This is a genomic window from Kitasatospora sp. NPDC048365, from assembly GCF_043200835.1.
GTDB lineage: Bacteria > Actinomycetota > Actinomycetes > Streptomycetales > Streptomycetaceae > Kitasatospora > Kitasatospora terrestris.
This window is the reverse complement of the sequence record NZ_JBICYJ010000019.1, coordinates 139,177-162,666: the sequence shown is the minus strand read 5'-3', so window position 1 is coordinate 162,666 and position 23,490 is coordinate 139,177. Positions and strand designations below refer to the sequence as shown.

The window sequence follows — 23,490 nt, the reverse complement described above, 5'->3', positions numbered from 1 at the left end:
GAGCAATCCGCCATCGGATTCGGGTGGGCCCGCCCCGCCATGGATCCGGACTCGCGAATCCCAGGTCGGCGCTCTGCCGCACGTCAGGTACGACCGGAACCTGCATCCGTCCGGGACGGCCGCTCAGCGCCTCGTCCCGTACCTGGTCACGACCACACCGCCGGGAAGCGGCCGGGTCTCCAGCAGGTCCAGCCTCACCCAGCCGTCCAGTGCGCCGAAGAACGGCGTGCCGCCGCCCACCAGGACCGGGTGGGTGGCGATCACGTACTCGTCGATCAGCCCGGCGCGCATGGCCGCCCCGGCGAGCGTCGCGCCGCCGATGGTCATCGGGCCGCCGTCCCCGGCCCTGAGCCGGGTGATCTCGGCGATCGCGTCGCCGCTGACCAGGCGGGCGTTCCAGCCGACCTCGTCGAGCGTCGAGGAGAACACCACCTTCGGCGTGTCCCGCCAGTTCCGGGCGAACTCGATCTCCGCCGGGGTGGCGTCGGGCTGCTGGTCGCCGGTCGGCCAGTAGGAGCTCATCGTCTCCCACAGCTTGCGCCCGTACAGGGTCAGGCCGCTCGCCCGCTCGTGGTCGAGCCAGTACTGGAACAGCTCGGGGCTCGGCGGTCCGCCCCAGCCGATGTCGTCGCCGGCCGCGGCGACGTAGCCGTCCAGGGTCAGGTTCATGCCGTAGATCAGTTTCCGCATGGCCGGCCTTTCGTGCGTGGGTGTTCCGGCGTCCAGACCAGCGTGGCGCGGGAAACCCGCCGGTGCGCGACGAACGGCTCGGCCGTGCCTGATCCGGGATCAGCGGGTGGTGTGGGCGCCGCCGTTGACGTGCAGGGTCTGGCCGGTGATGTGGCGGGCGCCGGGGGAGGCGAGGAAGTGCGCGGTCGCGGCGATGTCCTCGGGGGCACCGGCCCGGCCGTTGTGGGTCTCGGCGAGCAGTGCGGCGAGACGGGCCTCGGGCAGTGCGCCGCCGAAGAAGGCGGTGTCGTCGACGTAGCCGGCGGCGATCACGTTGGCGGTGATGCCGTGCGGGGCCGCCTCGGCGGAGAAGAAGGCGTTCCAGGCGGCGAGCGCGGCCTTGGCGGCGCCGTACGAGCCGCCGCGCCGTTCGGCGCCGATCGAGCCGATGCTGATCACCGCCGAGCCGGGGCGCAGCCGCTCGCGCAGGGCGGTGGTGGTGAGCACCGCGCCGAGCAGGTTCTGGGCGAGGTCGGCCTGCCAGTGGGCGAGCAGGGCGTCCAGCGGGGGGCCGTCGGGGGCGGCGGTGAGACCGCCGGCGGCGTTCACCAGGACGTCCAGCCGGTCGATCCGCTCGGCGAGGGCGGCCGTCCGGGCGGGGTCGGTGGCGTCGCAGGGGAAGGCTTCGACGCCGAGGTCGGCGGCGGCCTCGGCGAGGGCCTCGGGTCGGCGGCCGGTGATGACGACGCGCGAGCCGTCGGCGGCGAACCGGGCGGCCACGGCGCGGCCGATGCCGCTCCCCCCGCCCGTGACGAGAACGGTTCGCGCGGTGGCTGCGGTGGCTGCGGTGGCTGCGGTCATGGGTTCCCTCCCGGCTGGTACGTTTAGGCCTAAACATAGCGAGAGGAGCGCACATGGTCGAGGACGGCGCAGGAGACCGGGCACCCTACTCGGCGGCCGAGATCGCGGCGGCCTGGCACCGGGAGCGGCCCGGCACCCCCACCGGGTCGATCGAGGTGGTCACGCCGATCTGGCGGCTCGCCAAGCTGTTCGCGGACGACCGCGGCCGCGTGCTGCGCGAGGCGGAGATCGACGCGGCCACCCTCGACCTGCTCTCCACGCTGCGCCGCTCCGGGCCGCCGTACGTGCTGACCACCCGGGAGCTGGCCCGGCGGACGCTGGTGACGGCCGGGGCGATCTCGCAGCGGGTGGCCCGGGCGGAGCGGGAGGGGCTGGTGCGCAGGGCGCCGTCCGCCGCCGGCCGCCGTTCGGTGGAGGTGTCGCTGACCGAGGAGGGGCACGCGGTGATCGAGCGTTCGGTGGACGCGGTGCTCGGCCGGGAGGCGGAGCTGGTGGCCGGTCTGACGGCGGACGAGCGGACCGTCCTGGTCGGCCTGCTGGACCGGCTGCTGGGCCAGGTCGCGGCCCGCACCGCGCGCGGGTAGGCCGTACCTCCCGGTGCGGGAGGTACGGCCCGAGGGGGTGTCAGAGGGTGACGGTGGCCCGGAAGACCGTGGCGCCGGCGCCACGCAGCTCGACGGGGCCGCCCTCGGCGGGCAGGAAGGCGGACTCGCCGCGCGCCAGCGTCAGCCCGGTGCCGTCGGCGGCGGCCAGGAAGGCCGTGCCCTCGGTGCAGAGCAGGATCTGCGGGGCACCGCCGGCCAGCTCGACGGGCCGGTCGGCCGGCTCGTACCGGCTGATCCGGAACTCGTCGATCGGCACCGGGTAGAGCCGCTCACCGGTGGCGTCCGCCTCCGGGCGGAGCACCTGCGGTGCGGCGGCCTCGAAGTCGACCACCCGGAGCAGCTCCGGGACGTCCACGTGCTTGGGGGTGAGCCCGCAGCGCAGCACGTTGTCGGAGTTGGCCATGATCTCCACGCCGGTGCCGCGCAGGTAGGCGTGCGGGACGCCGGCGCCGAGGTAGAGGGCCTCGCCGGGCTGCAGTACGACGTGGTTGAGCAGCAGTGCGGCGAGCAGCCCGGTGTCGCTGGGGTGCTCGGCGGCGGCGAAGGCGTAGCCGGCCAGGGCGCCGGTCGGGTCGCCGGGCGCGGCGGCGGTCAGGGCGCGGGCGACCTCGGTGACGGTGTGCTCGGCCTCGGGGCCGGTCATCGACAGGACGGTGGCGAGGACCTCGCGCAGTGCCTCGGACTCGGGCTTGGCCCGCAGCACGTCGATCAGCGGGTCGAGCGCGGGCACGCCGAGCGAGGCCATCAGGTCGGCGGTGGCGGCGGGTGCGCGGAAGCCGCACAGGCCCTCGAACTCGTCCAGCGCGCAGATCAGCTCGGGCTTGTGGTTGGCGTCCCGGTAGTTGCGGTGCGGGGCGTCCAGCGGGACGCCGCGGGCCTCCTCGTCGGCGAAGCCGGCCCTGGCCTGGTCGAGGGTGGGGTGGGCCTGCATGGAGAGCGGGAGTCCGGCGGCCAGCACCTTGAACAGGAAGGGCAGTTCGGTGCCGAACTTGGCGACCGCGGCGGCGCCGAGCTCGGCCCGCGGGTCGGCGGCGATCACGTCGGCGAGCGAGCGGGGGCCGTCGCCCCGGTCGATCCGCGAGGGGTCGCCGGGGTGCGCGCCCATCCACAGTTCGGCCTGCGGTTCGCCGGTGGGGACCTGCCCGAGCAGCGCCGGGATGGCCGTGGCCGATCCCCAGGCGTAGGGGCGGACGGCGTTGCGGAGCCTGTCCATGGCGTGCTCCCTGCTCTCTGTACCGGTGGGCCGCCTCGTGAAGGATCAGACTCTAGCCGACGTCCGTGACCGGCCTGATTCGGCCACGGATGATCACCCTCCTGGGCGCGCCTACCCGACATCGGCCCGGGCTTCCTCCCAAGCTGGTAGGGACGGGGCCGGTGCGGCCCACCGCCTCGACCAGGGAGCAGACGTGACGGCGTTCCCGCCCGACGAGACCGGCGGAGTGGACCGGGCGGTCCCCGGCGGTGCCGGTCCGCAGCCGTTGCCGCCACCCCTGGAGGTGGACGTCTTCACCGGCCCCGAGAGCACGTTCTTCGCGACGTCCACGCTGATCATGGGTGAGCACACGGCGGTCCTGGTCGACGCCCAGCTGACCCGCAGCGCGGGCCGGGAGCTCGCCGAGTGGATCGCCGGCAAGGACCGGCAGCTGCTCGCCATCCTGGTCACCCACCAGCACCCCGACCACTACTTCGGCGCCGAGGAGGTGCTGCGGCTGTTCCCCGCCGCGCAGCTGCTCGCCGCGCCCTCGGTGGTCGACGGGATCATGCGGACCGCCGCCGCCAAGGTCGAGCAGTGGAAGCCGGTGTACGGCGACGACATCCCCGACCAGCCGCTGGTGCCCGGTCCGCTGCTGCCGCAGCCGCTGGTGCTCGACCGCCAGTTCATCCGGGTGCTGGAGCTCGGCCAGGGCGACTGCGGGGGCTCCACGGTGGCGCACCTGCCGAGCATCCGCACGGTGGTGGCCGGCGACTTCGTCTACAACGGCACCCACGTGTGGACGGCCGACACCGGCCCGGGCGAGCGCTCCGAGTGGGCAGCCAACCTGGCCCGGATCGCCGAACTCGGGGTGGAGCGGGTGATCGCCGGACACCGGGCGCCCGGCTCCGACGACGACGCGATGCGGGTGCTCACCTTCACCGACGGCTACCTGCGCGACTTCGACCACGCCCTCGCCGAGCACCCGCACGACGCGGAGGCGCTGGCCGCGGCGGTCAACGAGCGCTACGGCGGGCTGACCCTGCCGGCCATCCTGGAGCTGGGCGCCGCCGCCAACGTCACCGAGCCGCCGGCGCCGGAGGACAACGGCATCGTGGACGCGGAGATCGTCGAGGACGACGAGCCGTAGCCGGCCCGGCGCCCGGCGGATACTGGCCGCATGACGGCGACGGTGTACGACGTGGTGGTGCTGGCGGGCGGCGCGGGCAGCCGGCTGGGCGGAGCCGACAAGCCCGGTCTCGCGGTGGGGGGCCGCACCCTGCTCGACCGGGTGCTGGACGCCTGCGCGGACGCGCGGACCGTCGTGGTGGTCGGGCCGGAACGCGCCACCCGGCACCCGGAGGTGCGCTGGACCCGCGAGCAGCCCCCCGGCGGCGGGCCGGTCGCCGCGGTCGCCGCCGGACTGGCGGAGGTCACCGCCGGGCGGGTGCTGCTGCTCGCCGCCGACCTGCCGTTCCTGGACCCGGCGACGGTGCGGCGGCTGCTCGCCGCACTCGACGGACCGGCCCCGGGCACGGAGGACGCCGCGGACGGGGCGCTGCTGGTCGACGCGGACGGGCGGGACCAGCCGCTCGCGGCCGGCTACCGGACCGGGCCGCTGCGGGCCGCGCTCGACGCGCTCGGCGACCCGGCGGGGAAGCCGGTGCGGCGGCTCACCGGGGGGCTGCGACTGGTCCGGCTGGCCGACCCGCAGGGCGCCGCGTACGACTGCGACACCTGGGAGGAACTGGAGCGGGCCCGCGAGCGGGAGCGGGCGCAGCGGGCCGGTCGCTGACCGGCGGGGCGCCGCCGCGCAGCCGCCGGGATCCTGCCGGAACGCCGTCTCACCGCCGTGCGGGCGACGCCGTGAGCGAAACGACCCGCGATGCTCACCGGCCGAGCGGCCCCGGCGGCCCCGGATCGGGCAGCATGGGGCTATGGAGCGCACGCTGGACGACTGGATCGCCGAGGTCAGCACCGAGTTGGGCATCGAACTGGACGTCGACGTCCGGGGGCTGCTCGACCTCACCCGGGTGGTCGCGCACGGGATCGACCGGCCCGCCGCGCCACTGACCGTCTTCCTGGTCGGGTACGCGGCCGCGCAGCGCGGCGGCGGGGCGGCGGCGGTCGCGGAGGCGAGCGCGAAGGCCGAGGCGCTGGCCGAACGGTGGGTCGCGGCGGCCCAGTCGCCCGCCGAGCCGTCGGCCGGGCAGGGCGCGGGCGACGCGGGGCCGGCGGGGGCATGAACCCGGTGGAGTCGCTGCACCCGGTGGACCCCTTCGACGGGCCGGTCCTGCCGGACGTCCCGCCCACCCTGCGGCACTGCCCCTGGCCGCAGGCCCGGCAGGCGGCCGAGCGGGCCGCCGCCGGGCCGCTGACGGCGCGGGAGGAAACGCTCGCCGAGGCGCTCGGCCGGACGCTGGCCGAGCCGCTCACGGCGCTCACCGACCTGCCCGCGTTCGACACCTCGGCGATGGACGGCTGGGCGGTGGCCGGACCCGGGCCGTGGCGGCTCGCCGGACGGGTGCTGGCCGGGCAGCCGGCCGGGCCGCTCGCCGACGGCGAGGCGGTGGAGATCGCCACCGGGGCGCAACTGCCGTCCGGCGCGACCGGCGTCCTGCGCCGTGAGCACGGCCGTGTGGCACCCCCGGCGGGCCCGAGCGGCCCCGGTGGCCCAGGTGGCCCCGGCGGCGGGGCGGCCGGTGAGGGTACCCCTCCGGGCTTCCCGGCGGAGCCGGAGTACGGGTCCGCGGAGACCGGCGGCCGGGCGGTGGCAGGGCCCGGGGCCCAGGGCTTCGCCGGACGGGGTACGGCCGGTGCGGGGCGGGAGCGCCGGTCCGACGGGTCGGCGGGGGCGGCCGGGGCAAGTGGTGGCGAGCCTGCGGCCGCGGTACGGCCGGGCGGCGGCGCCGGGCTGCTGTACGGGTCCGTGGGGCCCGGGCAGGACGTACGGCCGCGCGGGCAGGAGTGCCGACGGGGCGAGGAACTGCTGCCGGCCGGGACCGAGGTGACAGCGGTGGTGCTGGGGCTGGCCGCGGCCGCCGGGCACGACACGCTGCCGGTCCGGCGCCGGCCGACGGTGGAACTGCTGGTCCTCGGGGACGAGCTGCAGGAGAGCGGGGTGCCCGCGCCCGGCCGGGTCCGGGACGCGCTCGGACCGCTGCTGCCACCGCTGCTCGCCGCCGCCGGTGCGGAGGTGATCGGACGGCGCTGCGTCCGGGACGACTTCGGGCTGCTGCGCGACGCGATCCGGCACTCGCCCGCCGACGTGGTGCTGACCACCGGCGGCACCGCCGCCGGGCCGGTGGACTTCCTGCACGCCGCGCTGGAAGCGACCGGCGGGCACCTGCTGGTGGACGGGGTGGCCGTCCGGCCCGGGCACCCGATGCTGCTCGCCCGGCTGCCCGGCGGCCGGCACCTGGTCGGCCTGCCCGGCAACCCGCTGGCGGCGGTGGCCGGAACGGTGACCCTCGCCCTGCCGCTGCTGCACGCGCTCAGCGGCCGCCCGGCATCGGGGGACGGGCGTGAGCGGGCCGAACGGGTGGCCGCCGAGCTGCCGGGCCACCCGCGGGACACCCGGCTGGTCCCGGTGGTCCGCCGGACCGACGGCGCGGTGCCGCTGCCGTTCGACGGCCCGGCGATGCTGCGAGGCCTGGCCCTGGCCGAGGCGCTGGCCGTGGTCCCCCCGGGCGGCGTCCCGTCCGGCGGCCGCGCCGAACTCCTCCCGCTGCACTGACCGGCCCCCGCCCCCGACCCGCCCGGAGGACCACGCCGGTTCGGCTTCGCCGTTTCGCTGCGCTGCCGGCGGGTCGGTGCTGTCCGTAGGCCGGTTACTGCGGGGTCGGGGCGGTGGCCGGCTTGATGACGATCAGGCGGTCGGTGAGCTGGAGGGTGGCGGCCTCCGGCTCGGTGTAGTTGAGCACCCGTCGGCCGCGGACCACCGCGACGACCAGGTCCTCGACCTCGCGCGGGCTGCGCCCGGCCTCGGCCCGGTTGACCGGGCGTTCGACCACGTCCAGGCCGTTGCCGTAGGTGAGCAGGTCCTCCATCACCGAGCCGGCGTGCGGGCTGAGCATCGACATGCCGAGCAGCCGGCCGGCCGAGCTGGAGCTGGTGACCACGACGTCGGCGCCGCTCTGGCGCAGCAGCGGGGCGTTCTCGTCCTCGCGGACGGCGGCGACCACGGTGGCGGCCTTGTTGAGCTGGCGGGCGGTGAGGGTGATCAGCGCGGCGGTGTCGTCGCGTTCGGGGGCGACGACCACCTGCGCGGCGCGGGGGAGTTCGGCGCGCAGCAGGGTCTCGGTGCGGGTGGCGTCGCCGACCACGCCGGTGAGGCCGTGGTGGCCGGCCTGTTCGATGGCCAGGGGGTGCGGGTCGACGACCACGATGGAGGTCTTGGGCACGCCCTGGCCGATCAGGGTGTCCACCGCGCTGCGGCCCTTGGTGCCGTAGCCGATCACGACGGTGTGCTCGCGCACGGTGGACCTCCAGCGGCCGATGCGCCATTGCTGGCGGGTGCGTTCGGTGAGCACCTCGAGGGTGGTGCCGACCAGGATGATCAGGAAGACCACGCGCAGCGGGGTGATCACCAGGATGTTGATCAGCCGGGCGCTGTCGCTGACCGGGGTGATGTCGCCGTAGCCGGTGGTCGAGAGGGTGACGGTGGCGTAGTACGCGGCGTCCAGGAAGTCGACGCTGCCGTCGGAGTTGTCGTTGTACCCGGCGTGGTCGGCCCAGACGATCAGCGCGGTGAGGACGAGGACGCCCAGGGCCAGCAGCAGTCGTTTGAGGACCTGCCGGATCGGCGGCGTGGTGGGCCGGGCCGGCAGGGAGACGATCGGCGGGTTCGAGTACGGCACACGGTCAAGGATGGGGGGCGTACGGCCCTTCGGGGCACCCTTTCGCGGAGTGTCGCCACCCCGACATCCGGACGCCACGTCACTTGACGCCGGGCCCACTTGTAGCGTGGGCCGCATGCGAGCCATCACGATTTCCCGGCCGGGCGGACCCGAGGTGCTGACCTGGACCGAGGTGCCCGATCCCGTGCCCGGTGCGGGCGAGGTCCTGGTCGAGGTCGCGGCCGGTGCGGTCAACCGGGCCGATCTGCTGCAGCGTCAGGGCTTCTACGACCCGCCGCCCGGCACCTCGCCGTACCCGGGGCTGGAGTGCGCCGGGCGGATCGTTGCGCTCGGTCCGGGCGTGGCGGGGTGGGGTGTCGGAGACGAGGTGTGCGCGCTGCTGACCGGCGGCGGGTACGCGGAGCGGGTGGCGGTGCCGGTCGGCCAGCTGCTGCCGGTCCCGGCGGGTCTGGACGCGGAGCGGGCGGCGGCGCTGCCCGAGGTGGTCTGCACGGTCTGGTCGAACCTCTTCATGACGGCACACCTGCGGCCCGCCGAGACGGTGCTCGTCCACGGCGGGGCGAGCGGGATCGGCACGATGGCGATCCAGCTGGCGAAGGCGGTCGGGGCGCGGGTGCTGGTCACCGCCGGCAGCGCGGCGAAGCTGGAGCGCTGTGCGGAGCTGGGTGCGGACGTCCTGATCGACTACCGCGAGCAGGACTTCGTCGCGGAGGTCCGGAAGGCGACGGACGGCGCCGGGGCGGACGTGGTCCTGGACATCATCGGCGCCAAGTACCTGCAGCGGAACGTGGAGGCGCTGGCGGTCAACGGCCGGCTGGTGATCATCGGCCTGCAGGGCGGGGTCAAGGGCGAGCTCGACCTGAACGCGCTGCTGCGCAAGCGGGCCGCGGTGATCGCCACCAACCTGCGCGGCCGCCCGCTGGCGGAGAAGGCGGCGATCGTCGCCGCCGTCCGCGAGCACGTCTGGCCGCTGGTCGAGGCGGGTGTGGTGCGTCCGGTGGTGGACCGGGTGCTGCCGATGGCGGACGCCGCCGAGGCGCACCGCGTGGTCGAGGCGGGCGAGCAGGTCGGCAAGGTCGTCCTCACGGTCTGACGGCCCTCGGCGGAGAGCGACTTTCCGGCCGGATCGGCCGTTCTGCCGAGGTTGGTGAAGTGCCGGGTGCCGATATGCACCAGCATCGGGCCGACGTGCTGGAACGTATGGCGCGGGTGCTTCTCCCTCGGCGATCAGCCACTTCCGGACGAGTTGCCGGTCGACACTTTCCAAGGATCGAATGTGCTCGAACTGTTCGTCCGGATCGGTCGGTCGTGAGCCGTTCCACTCGATCTCCCCGACGGAGGCCGGGTCGAGTTTCGCCTCGGCTTCTTCGGCGCAGCGCCGCACGGGATCGGCGGAACGCTCGGTGCGCGGGATTGCCGCGTTCATTGCCCCCGTGGCGCGCGGAGGCCGCAGGGAAACGGCGGGCCTCGTCGTGGAACAGCGGCATGCAGCGCTGGATGCCATGGAATGGCGGGGCGGCGGGCCGGGATTCTGTCCCGTGGCGCCGGAAACCCGGGTGCGGCGGAGTGGAGTGTGGGAATCCGGAAAAGGTTGATCACACTGTCCGGTTCGCCGCCGTCTGTCGTGGTATTCGAGTTCCATGCAGATTCGAGAGTTCACCGAGGCCGACTGGCCGCAGGTGTGGGAGATCGTCCGCGAGGTCGTCCGGGCGCAGGAGACCTTCGTCTACGACCCCGGGCTGGACGAGGCGGACGCCCGCGCCACCTGGATCGAGTCCGCGCCGGGCCGGACCGTGGTGGCGGTCGACGGCGACCGGGTGCTCGGCACCGCCAAGATGGGCCCGAACCGGCCCGGGCCGGGTGCCCACGTGTCGACCGCGAGCTTCATGGTCGCCACCGGCGCCCGGGGGAAGGGTGTGGGCCGCGCGCTCTGCGAGACGGCGCTGGACTGGGCGCGCCGCGAGGGGTACGCGGGCATGCAGTTCAACGCCGTGGTGGAGAGCAACGCCCCGGCGGTCGAGCTGTACCGGCGGCTCGGCTTCGAGGTGCTCGGCACGGTGCCGGGCGCGTTCGCCCACCCCGGGCTCGGTCGGGTCGGGCTGCACCTGATGTACCGGGAGCTGTGACGGCATGTGACGGCCTGCGCCGAGAGCTGTGACGGCCGGGCCCGGGGCGGCTGCTCCGCACCCGAAATGCCCGGAATGTCGGAATGTGTGACGCTGGTCCAGAGCTGTTCCGCCTCCGACCGCCCCCCGGCGCGGTCGGCCGTCGGAAGGACCTGTTCCCATGGCCGCGCCTCGGTACCCGCGCTCAGCGTTCCTCTCGCCCCGCCTCACCGCCGCCCGCCGCTGGGCGGCGGTGACCGGTGCCGGACTGGCCCTGCCGCTGCTGGTCGCGGGCACCGCGGCGGCGGCCGGCCCGGACACCCCGCCGGGGGAGGGGCGGACGGTGGAGCCGGCCGTCCAGCAGGCGCCGGCCCGGATATCCGCGGACCTGCCGGCCGTCCCCGTGACGCCGGTGCTGCCCGAGCTGCCGCAGCTGCCCCAGGTCCCCGTGCCGTCCGCGGTGACGGCGCAGCCCTCGACTCCGGTGCCGACCGATCCCGGCGAGACCTGCCCGCCGAGCGGCGAGCCCACCCGCGCCACCCCGCTGCCCTCGCCGTCGCCGTCGCCGTCGCCGTCCGCCGATCCGAGCGACGCGGCCGAGCCGAGCCCTTCCGTCCCCGCGTCCCCCTCCGCCTCCGTCTCGCCCACCGCCCCGACGTCCACCGCGGCCACCGCGTCCCCCTCGGCCTCGCCGGCTCCGACCGCCGCGGCCGGACGGACCCCGCCGGCGCACGGCGGCGAGCGCGGGATCCGGCACCAGCCCGCACCGGCGGCCGCGCTGCCCGAGGAGCCCGAGCTCGTCGTCCCCGCCGAACCGACCGACGGCTGGGACGAGGAGGCCGGCGACGCGCTGCCCCCGATGGCCGGCCCGGACGACCCCTCGCCCTCCGCCCCGGTCACCGCGGCCGCCGGTGCGGCCCGGCCGCAGGCCGCCGCGCAGGCCCAGGCCGACGCCGCGCTGCCGCTGCACTGGACCGATCCCTCCACCCTGCAGCTCCCGCTGGGCGCCGGCCTGACCCTGATCGGCTTCGGCCTGGCCCTGGTCGGCTTCCGGCTGCGCCGCCGCTGAACCGCGCCCTCCGCCCCCCCCGCGCATCTGCCCTGGGATCAGCGGGTGTTGGCGGAGAACCGCGGACGGCTGTGGGACGATCGCCGGGCCCGGTTCGTTGACCAGCTCGGTGGACGAAGCATATGAAGGAGCTATGACCAACCCGATGAACGAACGGTCGCAGCAGGACCCCTCGGAGGACAGCCCCAAGGTGCTGATCGTCGGGCCCGACGGGATGCCCGTCGGCATGGTGCCGGGCACCGGGTTCGGCCGGGGCGGCGACGAGTCCGGTGAGCCGCGCGAGCTGCCGGTGACCGAGATGGTCGAGCAGCCGGCCAAGGTGATGCGGATCGGCAGCATGATCAAGCAGCTGCTGGAGGAGGTCCGCCAGGCGCCGCTGGACGAGGCGAGCCGGGTGCGGCTCAAGGAGATCCACGCCAGCTCGATCAAGGAGCTGGAGCTGGGCCTGGCCCCCGAGCTGGTCGAGGAGTTGGAGCGGCTGTCGCTGCCCTTCACCGACGACTCGGTGCCGACCGAGGCCGAGCTGCGGATCGCCCAGGCCCAGCTGGTCGGCTGGCTGGAGGGCCTGTTCCACGGCATCCAGACCGCGCTGTTCGCCCAGCAGATGGCGGCCCGCGCCCAGCTGGAGCAGATGCGCCGCGCGCTGCCGCCCGGACTGCACGGCCCGGAGGACCCGGAGGAGCCGGCCCCCGGCCGCGGCATCCGCTCCGGCCCGTACCTGTAGGCCGCTCCGTAGGCGGAGTTCCGGACCCGTAACCATCGGCGGGGGCCGCGTATCGGCGCGGCCCCGAGCCGATACCCTGGCCCCCTGTCCGGACGTACCGCGCCGAGGGGGAACACCGACGATGAGTGACGGCACCACGGCCGAGGGCCACTCGCTGGGCAACGGCCGCTACGTGCTCCAGCGGCTGCTCGGCCAGGGCGGCATGGCATCGGTGCACCTGGCGTACGACTCCGTGCTCGACCGCCAGGTCGCGGTGAAGACCCTCCACACCGAACTGGGCCGCGAGGCCTCGTTCAAGGAGCGGTTCCGGCGCGAGGCGCAGGCGGTGGCCCGGCTGCAGCACACCAACATCGTCTCGGTCTTCGACTCCGGCGAGGACGTCGCCGCCGACGGCACCACCACCCCGTACATCGTCATGGAGTACGTCGAGGGCCAGGCGCTCAAGGACGTGCTGGACGACGCGATCGCCCGGTACGGCGCGATGCCGACCGAGCAGGCGCTGAAGATCACCGCCGCGGTGCTGTCGGCGCTGGAGGCCTCGCACGACCAGGGCCTGGTGCACCGCGACATCAAGCCCGGCAACGTGATGGTCAGTTCCAAGGGCATCGTCAAGGTCATGGACTTCGGCATCGCGCGGGCGCTGCAGTCCGGGGTCACCTCGATGACCCAGACCGGCATGGTGGTCGGCACCCCGCAGTACCTGTCGCCGGAGCAGGCGCTCGGCAAGAGCGTGGACGCCCGGTCCGACCTGTACTCGGTGGGCTGCATGCTGTTCGAACTGCTCAGCGGGCAGCTGCCGTTCGACGGCGACTCGGCCTTCTCGATCGCGTACAAGCACGTCCAGGAGGAGCCCTCGGCGCCGTCCGCGCTGAACCGGGCGGTCACCCCGGCGGTGGACGCGCTGGTGGCCCGCGCCCTGCGCAAGGACCCGGCGCACCGCTTCCCGACCGCGGCGGCGATGCGCGAGGAGGTGGAGCGCGTCTCGTCCGGCGAGCAGGCCGGCACCCCGCTGCAGGCCTCCACGCCGCTGGTGATCAGCGAGGGCCCGCGCTCCGTGCACGCCGCGCCGTCGCTCACCAACTTCCCGCAGGTGAACGCCGATCTGCGGACCCCGGCGCCGCAGATCCAGCAGCCGTACCAGCCCGCGCCCGGCCCGCACACCCCGCCGCCGTACGCGCAGACCCCGCAGCCGTTCCCGCAGGCGGCGCCGACTCCGCAGCCGTTCCCGCAGGCGGCGCAGACCCCGCCGCCGTTCGGCCAGCCGGTCTTCCCGCAGCCGTACTCGACGCCGCAGCCGTTCCCGCAGCAGCAGATGAACACGCCGCGGCCGATGCCCGCCCCGCAGTTCGCACCCAACCAGGCGGCGAACAACAACAGCGGCTGCTCGACCGCGCTGATCGTGGTCGGCGTGATCGTCGGTGTGATCGTGCTGGCCGTCGTCATCGTGATGATCGCGGTGACCGCCAACTCCAACAACGGCACCTACAGTGCGCCGCGCACCACCACCGTGCTCGACCTCGGCGGCACCCCCGCCGGGGACGGCCGGATCTGACCGGGGCTCCGCCCGCCGCCGTCAACGGCTGACGGCCAAAGGCGGTAGCGTTCCTGAGGACGAACCGACAGGGCGACCGCGCGCCGAGCGAGTGCCCGGGGCGAGGAGCGATGGGCCAGACTGAGCAGCCGGGCGACGGCGCGGACGAGCAGGACGTTTCCGCGGCCGGTGACGGGACGGCGGAGGCCGAGCATCCCGCCGAGGCCGACGGGACGGCGGAGACCACGGTGCTGCCCGCCGGCGCGGCCACGCCCGCGCGCGGCACGGCGGCCCCGTACGGCACCGTCGGGGAGGGGCGCTACCGGCTGACCAAGCGGCTCGGCCGGGGCGGCATGGCGGAGGTCTTCGCGGCCCAGGACATCCGGCTGGGCCGCACCGTCGCGGTCAAGCTGCTCCGCCCGGAGCTGTCCCAGGACGAGACCGCGCGGCTGCGGTTCACCCGGGAGGCGCAATCGGTCGCCTCGCTCAACCACCACTCGATCGTCGCGGTCTACGACACCGGCGAGGAGCACGACGACGCGGGCGACACCACCCCGTACATCGTGATGGAGCTGGTCGAGGGCCGGACCGTGCGCGAACTGCTGGTGGACGAGGCGGCGCCGCCGGTCGACCAGGCGCTGATCATCACCGCCGGGGTGCTGGAGGCGCTGTCGTACAGCCACCGGCACGGCATCGTGCACCGCGACATCAAGCCCGCCAACGTCATCATCACCGTCAGCGGCGCCGTGAAGGTGATGGACTTCGGCATCGCGCGGGCACTGACCGGCGCGGCCTCCACCATGACCCAGACCGGCATGGTGATGGGCACCCCGCAGTACCTGTCGCCGGAGCAGGCGCTCGGCAAGTCGGTCGACCACCGCTCCGACCTCTACGCGGCCGGCTGCATGCTCTACGAGCTGCTCGCGCTGCGGCCGCCGTTCACCGGCGACACCCCGCTCTCGGTGGTCTACCAGCACGTCCAGGACGTGCCGGTGCCGCCCTCCCGGGCCAACGACCGGGTGCCGCCGCAGCTGGACGCGCTGGTGCTGCGGGCGCTGGAGAAGAACCCGGAGGACCGTTTCCAGAGCGCCGACGAGTTCCGCGCCCACGTCCAGCACGCGCTGCGCGAGATGCACGGCGCGGGCGGCGCCGGGTACGCGGCCGGTGCCGCCGCCGCGGCCGCCGCCGCGGCCGGGCTGGCCGCGGCCGCCTCCGGGAACACCGGCAACTACCCGGGCTACGAGGGCGTGCCCAGCGGCGGCACCGCGCTCACCGAGCCGTTCGGCAAGGCCGCCGCGACCGGCCCGACCGAGGCGATGTCGTACCAGGCCGGCACCCCGTACCAGACGCCCGCCCAGCCGTACGGCGGCGCCGGAGGCAACGGCGGGGACGGCTACGGCGGGGGCGGCAACGGCGGCAACGGGCACGGCTCGCGCAAGTGGGGCTGGGTGCTCGCCGGGCTCGGACTGCTGGCGGCCGCCGGGGCCGGGATCGGCTTCGCGCTGTCCGGCGGCCACGGCAACACCCCCGCGCCGCAGCCGAGCGTCACCACGGTCACCTCCACGCCGAGCACGCCGACCGAGGAGAAGCCGACCACCCAGGCGCCCACCAAGCCGCAGAGCACCACCCGGGCGCCGGAGAGTCCGACCTACAGCCCCTCCGCGTCGCCGTCGAAGTCGGCCTCGCCGTCGGCCTCGGCCAGCGGCTCGGCCAGCGGCAGCGCCTCCGCCTCGCCCTCCCACTCGGCATCGCCCTCGGCCAGCGCGGGGACGCCCACCACCGCCAGCAGCGCGCCGCCGCCGGTGAAGTCCCCCACGGCCGGGCCCGGGCAGTAGCGCGTCCCGGCCGTCGGCCCGGGCCGGCCCGCTCGGCCGGCCCGGTCGGCGGTCAGTTGGTGAAGGCGTCCAGCACCTGCTCGTACTCCTCGCACCACCAGGTCAACTGGCCCGCGGAGGCCGGGAAGAGCGGGTCGGCGCGGTGGTCGCGGCGCTGGTAGCGCCACTGCAGCATCCACAGGTCGTTCAGCCGCTCCCACCAGACCCGGTGGGCGGCGGCGGCCAGCTGCGCCGCGTCGGCGGCGCCGGTGGTGCGGTAGGCGCGGGCGTAGTGCCGGACCCGGACCAGGTCGAGCACCCCGGTGGCGCGGTCGTTGAACAGCAGGGTGGCGGCGCGCACCGCCTCCTCGGCGACCGGGTGCAGCCCGAGCTTGTCCCAGTCCAGCACGGCCGTCACTCGGCCGCCCCGGTGGAGCAGGTTGAGGCCGTGGAAGTCGCCGTGCGTCCAGCCGGTCGGCGGGGCGTCGGCCGGGCCCGGCCGACGGTGCCGGTGGGTGTCGAGCAGCTCCAGCCGCTCCGCCAGCCGCCGCTCGACCAACGCGTCGAGCTCCCCGTACGGGCGGTGCTCGCGGGCGTGCACCCGCAGCTCCGCGACGATCCGGGCGGTCTCCTCGGGATCGGCGGAGAGCACCCCGGCGGGCTGCCGGACGGGGGCGCAGACCTCGACCAGCGCGCCGTGCAGTCGGCCGAGCAGCGCACCGAGCCCGGCACACCCCGGTTGGTCGAGGTCGGTGCCGTGCCGGTGTTCGCCCTCCACCCAGGGGTACAGGGCGAACAGCCGGCCGCCGCGCGCGGTGACCGTCCGGCCGTCCCGGGCGGGTAGCGGCGGGACCACCGGCAGGCCGAGCGCGGCGAGGCCCGCACTGGCCCGGTGCTGCGCGGTGATCGCGGCGCGACCGGCGGTGGCCCGGTCGACGTAGCACTTGAGGAAGTAGGCGCCGCCGGACCGGGTGGTGACCCGGTACCCGCGGTTGAGCAGGCCCTCGGCGACCGGGTCGACCGAGAGCGGTGGTGGGGTCGGATAGGCGCTCAGCACCCCGGCCACGGCGGCGTGCGCGACCGGGGGGCTGAGGGTTCCGACGGGGGGTGCGGCCACGTCCGGGCGGGCGGGCGCGAGGGCGATGATCTGACCGTCCGTCACGGGGTCGAGCGTAATACTCGGCCGGTTGGCGACTTGACAGAACGTCAATGATATGATCAGTGATGGTGATCGGCCTGGTGGCGGGCGACATAGGCCGCCGCCTGGGTCCGCCGCTCCATCCCCATCTTGGCGAGCAGGCTGCTGACGTAGTTCTTCACCGTCTTCTCGGCCAGGTGCAGCTCGTTGCCGATCTGCCGGTTGGTCATGCCCTCGCCGATCAGGTCGAGGATCCGGCGCTCCTGCTTCGTCAACTGGGCGAGCCGCTCGTCCTCCTTCTCGCCGCCGTCGCGCAGCCGCTCCAGCACCCGGCTGGTTGCGATCGGGTCGAGCAGCGACTTGCCCGCCGCGACGTCGCGCACGGCCGAGAGCAGGTCGGTGCCGCGGATCGCTTTCAGGACATATCCCGAAGCCCCGGCCATGATCGCGTCGAACAGTGCCTCGTCGTCGGAGAAGGAGGTGAGCATCAGGCAGCGGATCGAGGGGTCCATGGAGCGGACCTCGCGGCAGACCTCGACGCCGTTGCCGTCCGGCAGGCGGACGTCCAGCACCGCCACGTCCGGGTGGACCGCCGGGATGCGGGTCAGCGCCTCGGCCGCCGTGCCGGCCTCGCCGACCACCACGATGTCGCCCTCCATGGACAGAAGGTCGTGGACGCCCCGTCGCACCACCTCGTGATCATCGAGTAGAAACACCCGGATTTGTCCGTTATCAGTCATTTGCAAAGCGTCGCACAAATCGATGCCTGTTACCCCCTTACGTTCGGGCCGCTGCCCGGATACCGTGCGCTGGTGTCCCGACGGCACCGGAAATGGGAGTCGCACCACACCTGCGGCGATCGAGAGAGAACAACTAGGACGTCCTAGCTCAAGCGCGCCTAAGGGCGGCGCTGGGTAACGTTCTCGTGAGGGACGCCGTCGGAATCGGAACACCACCTGCCCCGCAGTCGGTGCGTACACCCACGCATTCGTACGGGGCGGTGACCGGACCGGTCACCGGCGACCCCGGGCGGCCGGACAGACCGAGGAGTGAACGTGACTGTCAAAAGCACGGCGAGGGCGCGCAAGAAGGCGGCCCCCTCCGTCCCTGACAAGCAGGCCGGCTCGGGCGCCGCGCCGGAGCTCGTACAGCTGCTCACGCCGGAAGGCGAGCGCGTCGAGCACCCGGACTTCCCGCTGACGACCACCCCGGAGGAGCTCCGCGGGCTCTACCGGGACCTGGTGCTGGTCCGGCGCTTCGACGCCGAGGCGACCTCGCTGCAGCGCCAGGGCGAGCTGGGCCTGTGGGCCTCGCTGCTCGGCCAGGAGGCGGCCCAGGTCGGTTCGGGCCGCGCGATGCGTCCCGGCGACTACGCCTTCCCGACCTACCGCGAGCACGGTGTGGCCTGGTGCCGCGACGTCGACCCGCTGAACCTGCTCGGCATGTTCCGCGGTGTGAACCACGGCGGCTGGGACCCGAACGAGAAGAACTTCCACCTGTACACCATCGTGATCGGCGCGCAGACCCTGCACGCGACCGGCTACGCGATGGGCATCACCAAGGACGGCGCGGACGACGCGGTGATCGCCTACTTCGGCGACGGCGCCTCCAGCCAGGGCGACGTCAACGAGGCCTTCACCTTCGCCTCGGTCTACAACAGCCCGGTGGTCTTCTTCTGCCAGAACAACCAGTGGGCGATCTCCGAGCCCACCACCATGCAGACCCGCGTCCCGCTCTACCGCCGCGCCTCCGGCTTCGGCTTCCCGGGCGTCCGGGTGGACGGCAACGACGTGCTCGCCTGCCTCGCGGTCACCCGCTGGGCGCTCGACCACGCCCGCAGCGGCCAGGGCCCGGTGCTGGTGGAGGCCTTCACCTACCGGATGGGCGCGCACACCACCTCCGACGACCCGACCCGCTACCGGCTCTCCGAGGAGACCGAGGCGTGGAAGGCCAAGGACCCGATCCTGCGCCTGAAGGCCTACCTGGACAAGGAGGGCCTGGCCGACGAGGCGTTCTTCGCCGAGGTCGAGGCCGAGAGCGAGAAGCTGGGCCTGCGGGTGCGCGAGGGCGTGCGCTCGATGCCGGACCCGGACCCGACCCTGATCTTCGACCACGTGTACAGCGAGCCGCACACGCTGGTGGACGAGGAACGCGTGGAGTTCGTCGAGTACGCGGCCTCCTTCGAGGGTGGGGAGCACCACTGATGACCGGTCAGCTCAGCATCGCCAAGGCGCTCAACGAGGCGCTGCGCAAGTCGCTCGAGAGCGACCCGAAGACCGTCCTGATGGGCGAGGACATCGGCAAGCTCGGTGGCGTCTTCCGGATCACCGACGGCCTGCAGAAGGACTTCGGCGACGACCGGGTGATCGACACCCCGCTCGCCGAGGCCGGCATCATGGGCACCGCGATCGGCCTCGCGCTGCGCGGCTACCGCCCGGTGGTGGAGATCCAGTTCGACGGCTTCGTCTACCCGGCCTTCGACCAGATCGTCTGCCAGCTGGCCAAGATGCACGCCCGCGCGCTCGGCCACGTCAAGCTCCCGATCACCGTCCGCATCCCGTACGGCGGCGGCATCGGCGCGGTCGAGCACCACAGCGAGTCGCACGAGTCGTACTTCGCGCACACCGCCGGTCTGCGGGTGGTCACCCCGTCCAACGCGCACGACGCGCACTGGATGCTCCGCCAGTCCATCGAGTCGGACGACCCGGTGATCTTCCTGGAGCCCAAGCGCCGCTACTGGGACAAGGGCGAGGTCGGCGACGACCCGATGATCCCGCTGCACTCGGCCAGGGTGGTGCGCCCCGGCACCGACGCGACGCTGATCGCGTACGGCCCGATGGTCAAGGTCTGCCAGGAGGCCGCCGCGGCCGCCGAGGAGGACGGCCGCCGGCTGGAGGTCGTCGACCTGCGCTCGCTGTCGCCGATCGACTTCGCGACCCTGGAGGAGTCGGTCAAGCGGACCGGCCGCGGCATCGTGGTGCACGAGGCGCCGGTCTTCATGGGCATCGGTGCCGAGCTCGCCGCCCGCCTGACCGAGAAGTGCTTCTTCCACCTGGAGGCGCCGATCCTGCGGGTCGGCGGCTACTTCGCCCCGTATCCGCCGTCCCGGGTGGAGGAGTCCTTCCTGCCCGACCTGGACCGCGTGCTCGACGCCGTCGACCGCGCGCTGGCCTTCTGAACCGGAGAGCGAGAATGACCAACGCTGTTCGCTCGCTCCGCGAGTTCAAGATGCCCGACGTGGGCGAGGGCCTCACCGAGGCCGAGATCCTCACCTGGTACGTCAAGCCGGGCGACACCGTCACCGACGGGCAGGTGGTCTGCGAGGTCGAGACCGCCAAGGCCGCCGTCGAGCTGCCGATCCCGTTCACCGGCGTGGTCGAGGCGCTGCACTTCCCGGCGGGCGCCACCGTCGACGTCGGCACCTCGATCATCGCGGTCGCCGTCGAGGGCGCCGCCCCGGCCGAGGCCGCCGCACCCGTGGCCGCGGCTCCCGCCGCTGCCGCCCCGGCCGCCGAGACCGAGCCGGAGCGCCGCGAGGTGCTGGTCGGCTACGGCCCGCGCACCGGCACCGCCCAGCGCCGGGCCCGCCGGACCACCGCCGCGCCGGTCGCCCCCGTCACCCCGCCGGTCGCCGCCCCGGTCGCGCCGGCCGCGGTTCCGGTCCCGGCGCCCGTCCCGGTGCTGCCGGCCCAGTCGGCGGGCGACGACCGCCCGCTGGCCAAGCCGCCGGTGCGCAAGCTCGCCAAGGACCTCGGCATCGATCTGCGGACGGTCACCCCGACCGGCCCGGGCGGTGTGATCACCCGCGAGGACGTGCACGCCGCCGCCGCTCCGGCGCCGGCTCCGGTCGCCGTCGCCGCGGTCGAGCAGTCGGCGGCCGTCGCGGCCCCGGTCGCCGAGCAGCCGGTCCCGGTGGCCTCCGCCGCCGGGGACGTGCGGATCCCGGTCAAGGGCGTGCGCAAGGCGACCGCCGCGGCCATGGTCTCCTCGGCCTTCACCGCGCCGCACGTCACCGAGTTCGTCCAGGTCGACGTGACCCGCACAATGAAGCTGGTCCGCAAGCTCAAGGAGAGCGGCGAGCTGGGCGCGGGCGTGCGGGTCAGCCCGCTGCTGCTGGTCGCCAAGGCGCTGCTGACCGCGGTCAAGCGTCACCCGGAGATCAACGCCAGCTGGGACGAGGCGGCCCAGGAGATCGTCCTCAAGGGCGCGGTCAACCTCGGCATCGCCGCGGCCACCCCGCGCGGCCTGATCGTCCCGAACATCAAGGACGCCGGGTCGAAGACGCTCTCGGCGCTGGCGGTCTCGCTGGGCGAGCTGGTCGAGACGGCCCGCCAGGGCAAGACCTCGCCGGCCGACATGGCCGGTGGTTCGATCACCATCACCAACGTCGGCGTCTTCGGCGTCGACACCGGCACCCCGATCCTCAACCCGGGCGAGGCGGCCATCCTCGCCTTCGGCGCGGTCCGGGACATGCCGTGGGTGCACAAGGGCAAGGTGGTGCCGCGCCAGGTCACCACCCTCGCGCTCTCCTTCGACCACCGCCTGGTCGACGGCGAGCTCGGCTCCAAGGTCCTCGCCGACGTGGCGGCGATCCTGGAGTACCCGAAGCGCCTGATCACCTGGGGCTGACACCCCGCGAACGGCGAAGGGCCCCGCTCCCCAGGGAGCGGGGCCCTTCCGCGTGCTCAGCGCTTGGCGATCCGCTTGACGCCGTACAGCACCGCCCCGCCGAGCACGAGCATCGCGCCGGCGGACCAGAACAGGAACCCGGTGGCCTTTGACGGCCCGGTGGAGGCCAGCTCCTGCAGCCCGGCGGGTGCGGAGGTGCTCGGCGCGGCGGTGGTGGGGGAGGCAGCCGGGGTGGTGGTGTCGGCGGCCGGGACGACGGCGGCGGGGGTGGTCGGCGCGGCGGTGGTCGGCTTCGGCGCCGGGGTGGTCGGCGCGGCGGTGGTCGGCTTCGGCATGCGGGCGACGGGGATGGTGGTCAGGGCGTCGGGGCCGCCGGAGACCTGGATCTGCTTCAGCTCGGCGGGGGCGCTCGCCTTCAGGGTGACCCGGAACAGGAAGCGGTGGGCGCGGCCGTCCGCGAGCGGCTCGGCCAGCGAGGAGGTGTCGGCGGAGATGGTCGGGTCGCAGCCCACCCGCAGCTTCAGGGTCTGCCACGCGCCGCCCCGCATCACCTCGACCTTGAGGTGCTGGGGCTCCAGGTTCGCCAGCCGGTTCGGGACGGTCGCGGACGGCTCGGAGGCGAACAACCCCAGGTAGGGGGCGAGGTGCTGGTACGGCTCACCGGTGAAGTTGGCCTGCTCGACGCCGATCTCCACCGGGGCACCGCCGGCGGTGATCGAGGTGGGGAAGTCCGGGAGGAACGAGGCGACCGGGTCCTTGGCGTGGTGCTCCGGCTGCTGGGCGGGGGCCGAGGCGCCCGGCGCGTCGCCGCAGGCGAAGGCGGGGGTGGAGGCCAGCAGCGGGAGGGCGACGCCGAGGGTGAGAGCGGCGGCGGACGTGGCGACAAAGCGGGAGATAACGGGCGTACGCATGGCAGAGGTCCCCCGGGACAGTGAGCTGAGTGGTTTTTCGGAGCCGGGCGCTTCCCGCGCCTTCACCCTGATAGACGTGCATCCCCCGAGGGGGTTGCAGGTGGTTCCGAGAAATTTTTTCGAGCCCTCGCCGGGGCCTCCGGAATACTGCCGGGGTGACGGAACAGGGAACGGTGACGCAGGTCGGGGCGGCGCTCGGGGAGCAGGGGCCGCGGCCCTCGCTGCGGCGGGACGTGTCGCTGCCGGCGCTGCTGGCGGGGCTGGTGTGCATCGCGGTGTCGTTCTCCGGCCCGCTGGTGGTGGTGCTGGCGGCAGCGGCCGCCGGGCGGCTGGACCAGGCGCACACGGCGTCCTGGATCTGGGCGGTGTCCATCGGCAGCGGCCTGACCTGCCTGCTGCTCAGCTGGTGGACCCGCACCCCGGTGATCACCGCCTGGTCCACCCCGGGGGCGGCGCTGCTGGTGGCGAGCCTCGGTGCCTTCCCGTACCGGGAGGCGGTCGGCGCCTTCCTGGTGAGCAGCGTGGCGGTGGCGGTGTTCGGGGTGACCGGGCTGTTCGGACGGCTGATCCGGGCGATACCGGTGGGGATCGTCAACGCGATGCTGGCGGGCATCCTGTTCACCTTCGGCGCGGGCATCTTCGCCGAGCTCAAGGCCGCCCCCGTGCTGGTGCTCGGCAGTTTCGCCGCGTTCCTGGTCGCCAAGCGGCTGCTGCCCCGGTACGCGGTGCCGGTGGCGCTGCTGGTCGGCGCGGGGCTGGCGGCGGCCACGGTGGGGCTGCCGGTGCACCTGGGCGACGGCGGGCCGGTCCGGCCGGTGCTCACCGTGCCGGCGTTCTCCTGGGCCTCGCTGGTCGGCCTGGCGCTGCCGCTCACCATCGTGGCGCTGGCCTCGCAGAACGCGCCGGGCCTGGCCATCATGCGGGCCTCCGGCTACCGGCCGGACGACCGGCTGCTGATCGGGGCCACCGGCGGTGTCTCGGTACTGCTGGCGCCGTTCGGCTCGCCGGGCGTCAACCTGGCCGCGATCACCGCCGCGATCTGCACCAGCCCGGAGAGCCACCCGGACCCGCGCCGCCGGTACGTCGCCGGGATGTCGGCCGGCGTGCTGTACCTGGTGGTGGGCAGTTTCGGCGGGATGCTGGTCAGCCTGTTCACCGGCCTGCCGCACGCGCTGATCGCGGTGATCGCCGGCGTCGCCCTGCTGGCCGCCTTCCAGGGCAGCCTGGCCGCCGCGGTGGCCGACGAGGGCGGCCGCGACGGCGCCGTGGTGACCTTCCTGGCGACCGCCTCGGGGATGAGCGTCCTCGGCATCGGCGCGCCGTTCTGGGGCCTCCTGCTGGGCGTGGCCACCCACCTGGTGCTGACCGCGCGCCGCCGCTAGC

At 74.4% G+C, this 23,490-nt stretch carries 20 protein-coding genes and 2 pseudogenes; 15 read left to right on the top strand and 7 right to left on the bottom strand.

The window, feature by feature from the left end:
* Positions 1-123: 123 nt before the first annotated feature.
* Positions 124-690: a dihydrofolate reductase family protein gene (locus tag ACGFX4_RS21055; RefSeq protein ID WP_393076448.1), complete on the bottom strand. Its 567-nt coding sequence runs from the start codon at positions 688-690 to the stop codon at positions 124-126.
* A 99-nt stretch (positions 691-789) separates the two neighbouring features.
* On the bottom strand, positions 790-1,530 hold the full coding sequence (locus tag ACGFX4_RS21050; protein WP_393076445.1) for an SDR family NAD(P)-dependent oxidoreductase: 741 nt from the start codon (positions 1,528-1,530) through the stop codon (positions 790-792).
* A 53-nt stretch (positions 1,531-1,583) separates the two neighbouring features.
* Here ACGFX4_RS21050 and ACGFX4_RS21045 point away from each other — a divergent pair, with 53 nt between their 5' ends.
* Complete coding sequence (locus ACGFX4_RS21045) at positions 1,584-2,114, top strand: MarR family winged helix-turn-helix transcriptional regulator (protein WP_393076442.1); 531 nt, start codon at positions 1,584-1,586, stop codon at positions 2,112-2,114.
* A gap of 40 nt (positions 2,115-2,154) precedes the next feature.
* Here ACGFX4_RS21045 and manA read toward each other — a convergent pair whose 3' ends face one another.
* Positions 2,155-3,348 (bottom strand): mannose-6-phosphate isomerase, class I, encoded by a 1,194-nt coding sequence (manA, locus tag ACGFX4_RS21040; RefSeq protein ID WP_393076439.1) that lies wholly within the window; start codon positions 3,346-3,348, stop codon positions 2,155-2,157.
* A gap of 193 nt (positions 3,349-3,541) precedes the next feature.
* Between manA and ACGFX4_RS21035 the strand changes: the two genes are divergently transcribed.
* From ACGFX4_RS21035 to ACGFX4_RS21020, 4 genes and pseudogenes are all read left to right on the top strand, one after another.
* Entirely contained in the window at positions 3,542-4,477 is a 936-nt protein-coding gene (locus ACGFX4_RS21035; protein ID WP_393076436.1) for an MBL fold metallo-hydrolase, read from the top strand.
* Positions 4,478-4,507: 30 nt separating this feature from the next.
* A pseudogene (locus ACGFX4_RS21030) lies at positions 4,508-5,093 on the top strand (molybdenum cofactor guanylyltransferase); the annotation flags it as partial.
* Between the two features lie 150 nt (positions 5,094-5,243).
* A pseudogene (locus ACGFX4_RS21025) lies at positions 5,244-5,573 on the top strand (DUF6457 domain-containing protein); the annotation flags it as partial.
* Complete coding sequence (locus tag ACGFX4_RS21020; RefSeq protein WP_393076433.1) at positions 5,570-7,063, top strand: molybdopterin molybdotransferase MoeA; 1,494 nt, start codon at positions 5,570-5,572, stop codon at positions 7,061-7,063. The pseudogene ACGFX4_RS21025 and the gene ACGFX4_RS21020, both read left to right, overlap by 4 nt.
* 94 nt (positions 7,064-7,157) lie before the next feature.
* Here the strand turns inward: ACGFX4_RS21020 and ACGFX4_RS21015 are convergent, their stop codons facing one another.
* Positions 7,158-8,186: a potassium channel family protein gene (locus tag ACGFX4_RS21015; protein WP_393076430.1), complete on the bottom strand. Its 1,029-nt coding sequence runs from the start codon at positions 8,184-8,186 to the stop codon at positions 7,158-7,160.
* A 115-nt stretch (positions 8,187-8,301) separates the two neighbouring features.
* Between ACGFX4_RS21015 and ACGFX4_RS21010 the strand changes: the two genes are divergently transcribed.
* The 6 genes from ACGFX4_RS21010 to ACGFX4_RS20985 all read left to right on the top strand — a co-directional run bounded on the left by ACGFX4_RS21010 (position 8,302) and on the right by ACGFX4_RS20985 (position 15,450).
* Positions 8,302-9,279, top strand: coding sequence for an NAD(P)H-quinone oxidoreductase (locus ACGFX4_RS21010; protein WP_393076427.1), 978 nt, complete (start codon positions 8,302-8,304; stop codon positions 9,277-9,279).
* A gap of 547 nt (positions 9,280-9,826) precedes the next feature.
* Entirely contained in the window at positions 9,827-10,312 is a 486-nt protein-coding gene (locus ACGFX4_RS21005) for a GNAT family N-acetyltransferase (protein ID WP_393076424.1), read from the top strand.
* Positions 10,313-10,472: 160 nt separating this feature from the next.
* The gene (locus ACGFX4_RS21000; RefSeq protein WP_393076421.1) at positions 10,473-11,360 is read left to right on the top strand and encodes a hypothetical protein; all 888 of its coding nucleotides are present in this window, start codon (positions 10,473-10,475) and stop codon (positions 11,358-11,360) included.
* A 133-nt stretch (positions 11,361-11,493) separates the two neighbouring features.
* A complete protein-coding gene (locus ACGFX4_RS20995; RefSeq protein WP_345698145.1) occupies positions 11,494-12,084 on the top strand; it encodes a bacterial proteasome activator family protein in 591 nt (196 codons plus the stop codon).
* A gap of 121 nt (positions 12,085-12,205) precedes the next feature.
* Positions 12,206-13,636: a protein kinase gene (locus ACGFX4_RS20990; RefSeq protein WP_393076419.1), complete on the top strand. Its 1,431-nt coding sequence runs from the start codon at positions 12,206-12,208 to the stop codon at positions 13,634-13,636.
* 110 nt (positions 13,637-13,746) lie between these two features.
* On the top strand, positions 13,747-15,450 hold the full coding sequence (locus ACGFX4_RS20985; protein WP_393076416.1) for a protein kinase: 1,704 nt from the start codon (positions 13,747-13,749) through the stop codon (positions 15,448-15,450).
* Positions 15,451-15,502: 52 nt separating this feature from the next.
* Here the strand turns inward: ACGFX4_RS20985 and ACGFX4_RS20980 are convergent, their stop codons facing one another.
* Positions 15,503-16,591, bottom strand: coding sequence for a phosphotransferase enzyme family protein (locus ACGFX4_RS20980; protein WP_393076413.1), 1,089 nt, complete (start codon positions 16,589-16,591; stop codon positions 15,503-15,505).
* Positions 16,592-16,647: 56 nt separating this feature from the next.
* Positions 16,648-17,307 (bottom strand): response regulator, encoded by a 660-nt coding sequence (locus ACGFX4_RS20975; protein ID WP_393076410.1) that lies wholly within the window; start codon positions 17,305-17,307, stop codon positions 16,648-16,650.
* A 315-nt stretch (positions 17,308-17,622) separates the two neighbouring features.
* On the opposite strand from ACGFX4_RS20975, the gene pdhA reads away from it, so the two are divergent.
* From pdhA to ACGFX4_RS20960, 3 genes are read left to right on the top strand one after another with little or no spacing between them, the layout of a single operon-like run.
* Positions 17,623-18,771 carry a pyruvate dehydrogenase (acetyl-transferring) E1 component subunit alpha gene (pdhA, locus tag ACGFX4_RS20970; RefSeq protein ID WP_393076407.1) on the top strand — a complete coding sequence of 383 codons (1,149 nt, stop codon included), beginning with the start codon at positions 17,623-17,625 and terminating at the stop codon, positions 18,769-18,771.
* Positions 18,771-19,745 (top strand): alpha-ketoacid dehydrogenase subunit beta, encoded by a 975-nt coding sequence (locus ACGFX4_RS20965; protein ID WP_393076404.1) that lies wholly within the window; start codon positions 18,771-18,773, stop codon positions 19,743-19,745. The genes pdhA and ACGFX4_RS20965 overlap by 1 nt, the downstream gene beginning before the upstream one ends.
* A 14-nt stretch (positions 19,746-19,759) precedes the next feature.
* Positions 19,760-21,196 (top strand): dihydrolipoamide acetyltransferase family protein, encoded by a 1,437-nt coding sequence (locus ACGFX4_RS20960; RefSeq protein ID WP_393076401.1) that lies wholly within the window; start codon positions 19,760-19,762, stop codon positions 21,194-21,196.
* A 56-nt stretch (positions 21,197-21,252) separates the two neighbouring features.
* Here ACGFX4_RS20960 and ACGFX4_RS20955 read toward each other — a convergent pair whose 3' ends face one another.
* Entirely contained in the window at positions 21,253-22,107 is an 855-nt protein-coding gene (locus ACGFX4_RS20955; protein WP_393076398.1) for a hypothetical protein, read from the bottom strand.
* A 155-nt stretch (positions 22,108-22,262) separates the two neighbouring features.
* Here ACGFX4_RS20955 and ACGFX4_RS20950 point away from each other — a divergent pair, with 155 nt between their 5' ends.
* Complete coding sequence (locus ACGFX4_RS20950) at positions 22,263-23,489, top strand: benzoate/H(+) symporter BenE family transporter (protein WP_393076395.1); 1,227 nt, start codon at positions 22,263-22,265, stop codon at positions 23,487-23,489.
* The last annotated feature ends 1 nt before the right edge of the window (position 23,490 follow it).

Coding starts and splice junctions, on each gene's coding strand:
- ACGFX4_RS20975 (WP_393076410.1), bottom strand. CDS start 17,307: ATGACTGATAACGGACAAATCCGGGTGTTTCTACTCGATGATCACGAG.
- ACGFX4_RS20965 (WP_393076404.1), top strand. CDS start 18,771: ATGACCGGTCAGCTCAGCATCGCCAAGGCGCTCAACGAGGCGCTGCGC.
- ACGFX4_RS20995 (WP_345698145.1), top strand. CDS start 11,494: ATGACCAACCCGATGAACGAACGGTCGCAGCAGGACCCCTCGGAGGAC.
- ACGFX4_RS21010 (WP_393076427.1), top strand. CDS start 8,302: ATGCGAGCCATCACGATTTCCCGGCCGGGCGGACCCGAGGTGCTGACC.
- ACGFX4_RS21050 (WP_393076445.1), bottom strand. CDS start 1,530: ATGACCGCAGCCACCGCAGCCACCGCAGCCACCGCGCGAACCGTTCTC.
- ACGFX4_RS21045 (WP_393076442.1), top strand. CDS start 1,584: ATGGTCGAGGACGGCGCAGGAGACCGGGCACCCTACTCGGCGGCCGAG.
- ACGFX4_RS20960 (WP_393076401.1), top strand. CDS start 19,760: ATGACCAACGCTGTTCGCTCGCTCCGCGAGTTCAAGATGCCCGACGTG.
- ACGFX4_RS20990 (WP_393076419.1), top strand. CDS start 12,206: ATGAGTGACGGCACCACGGCCGAGGGCCACTCGCTGGGCAACGGCCGC.
- ACGFX4_RS21005 (WP_393076424.1), top strand. CDS start 9,827: ATGCAGATTCGAGAGTTCACCGAGGCCGACTGGCCGCAGGTGTGGGAG.
- manA (WP_393076439.1), bottom strand. CDS start 3,348: ATGGACAGGCTCCGCAACGCCGTCCGCCCCTACGCCTGGGGATCGGCC.
- ACGFX4_RS21055 (WP_393076448.1), bottom strand. CDS start 690: ATGCGGAAACTGATCTACGGCATGAACCTGACCCTGGACGGCTACGTC.
- ACGFX4_RS20955 (WP_393076398.1), bottom strand. CDS start 22,107: ATGCGTACGCCCGTTATCTCCCGCTTTGTCGCCACGTCCGCCGCCGCT.
- ACGFX4_RS20985 (WP_393076416.1), top strand. CDS start 13,747: ATGGGCCAGACTGAGCAGCCGGGCGACGGCGCGGACGAGCAGGACGTT.
- ACGFX4_RS21000 (WP_393076421.1), top strand. CDS start 10,473: ATGGCCGCGCCTCGGTACCCGCGCTCAGCGTTCCTCTCGCCCCGCCTC.
- ACGFX4_RS21020 (WP_393076433.1), top strand. CDS start 5,570: ATGAACCCGGTGGAGTCGCTGCACCCGGTGGACCCCTTCGACGGGCCG.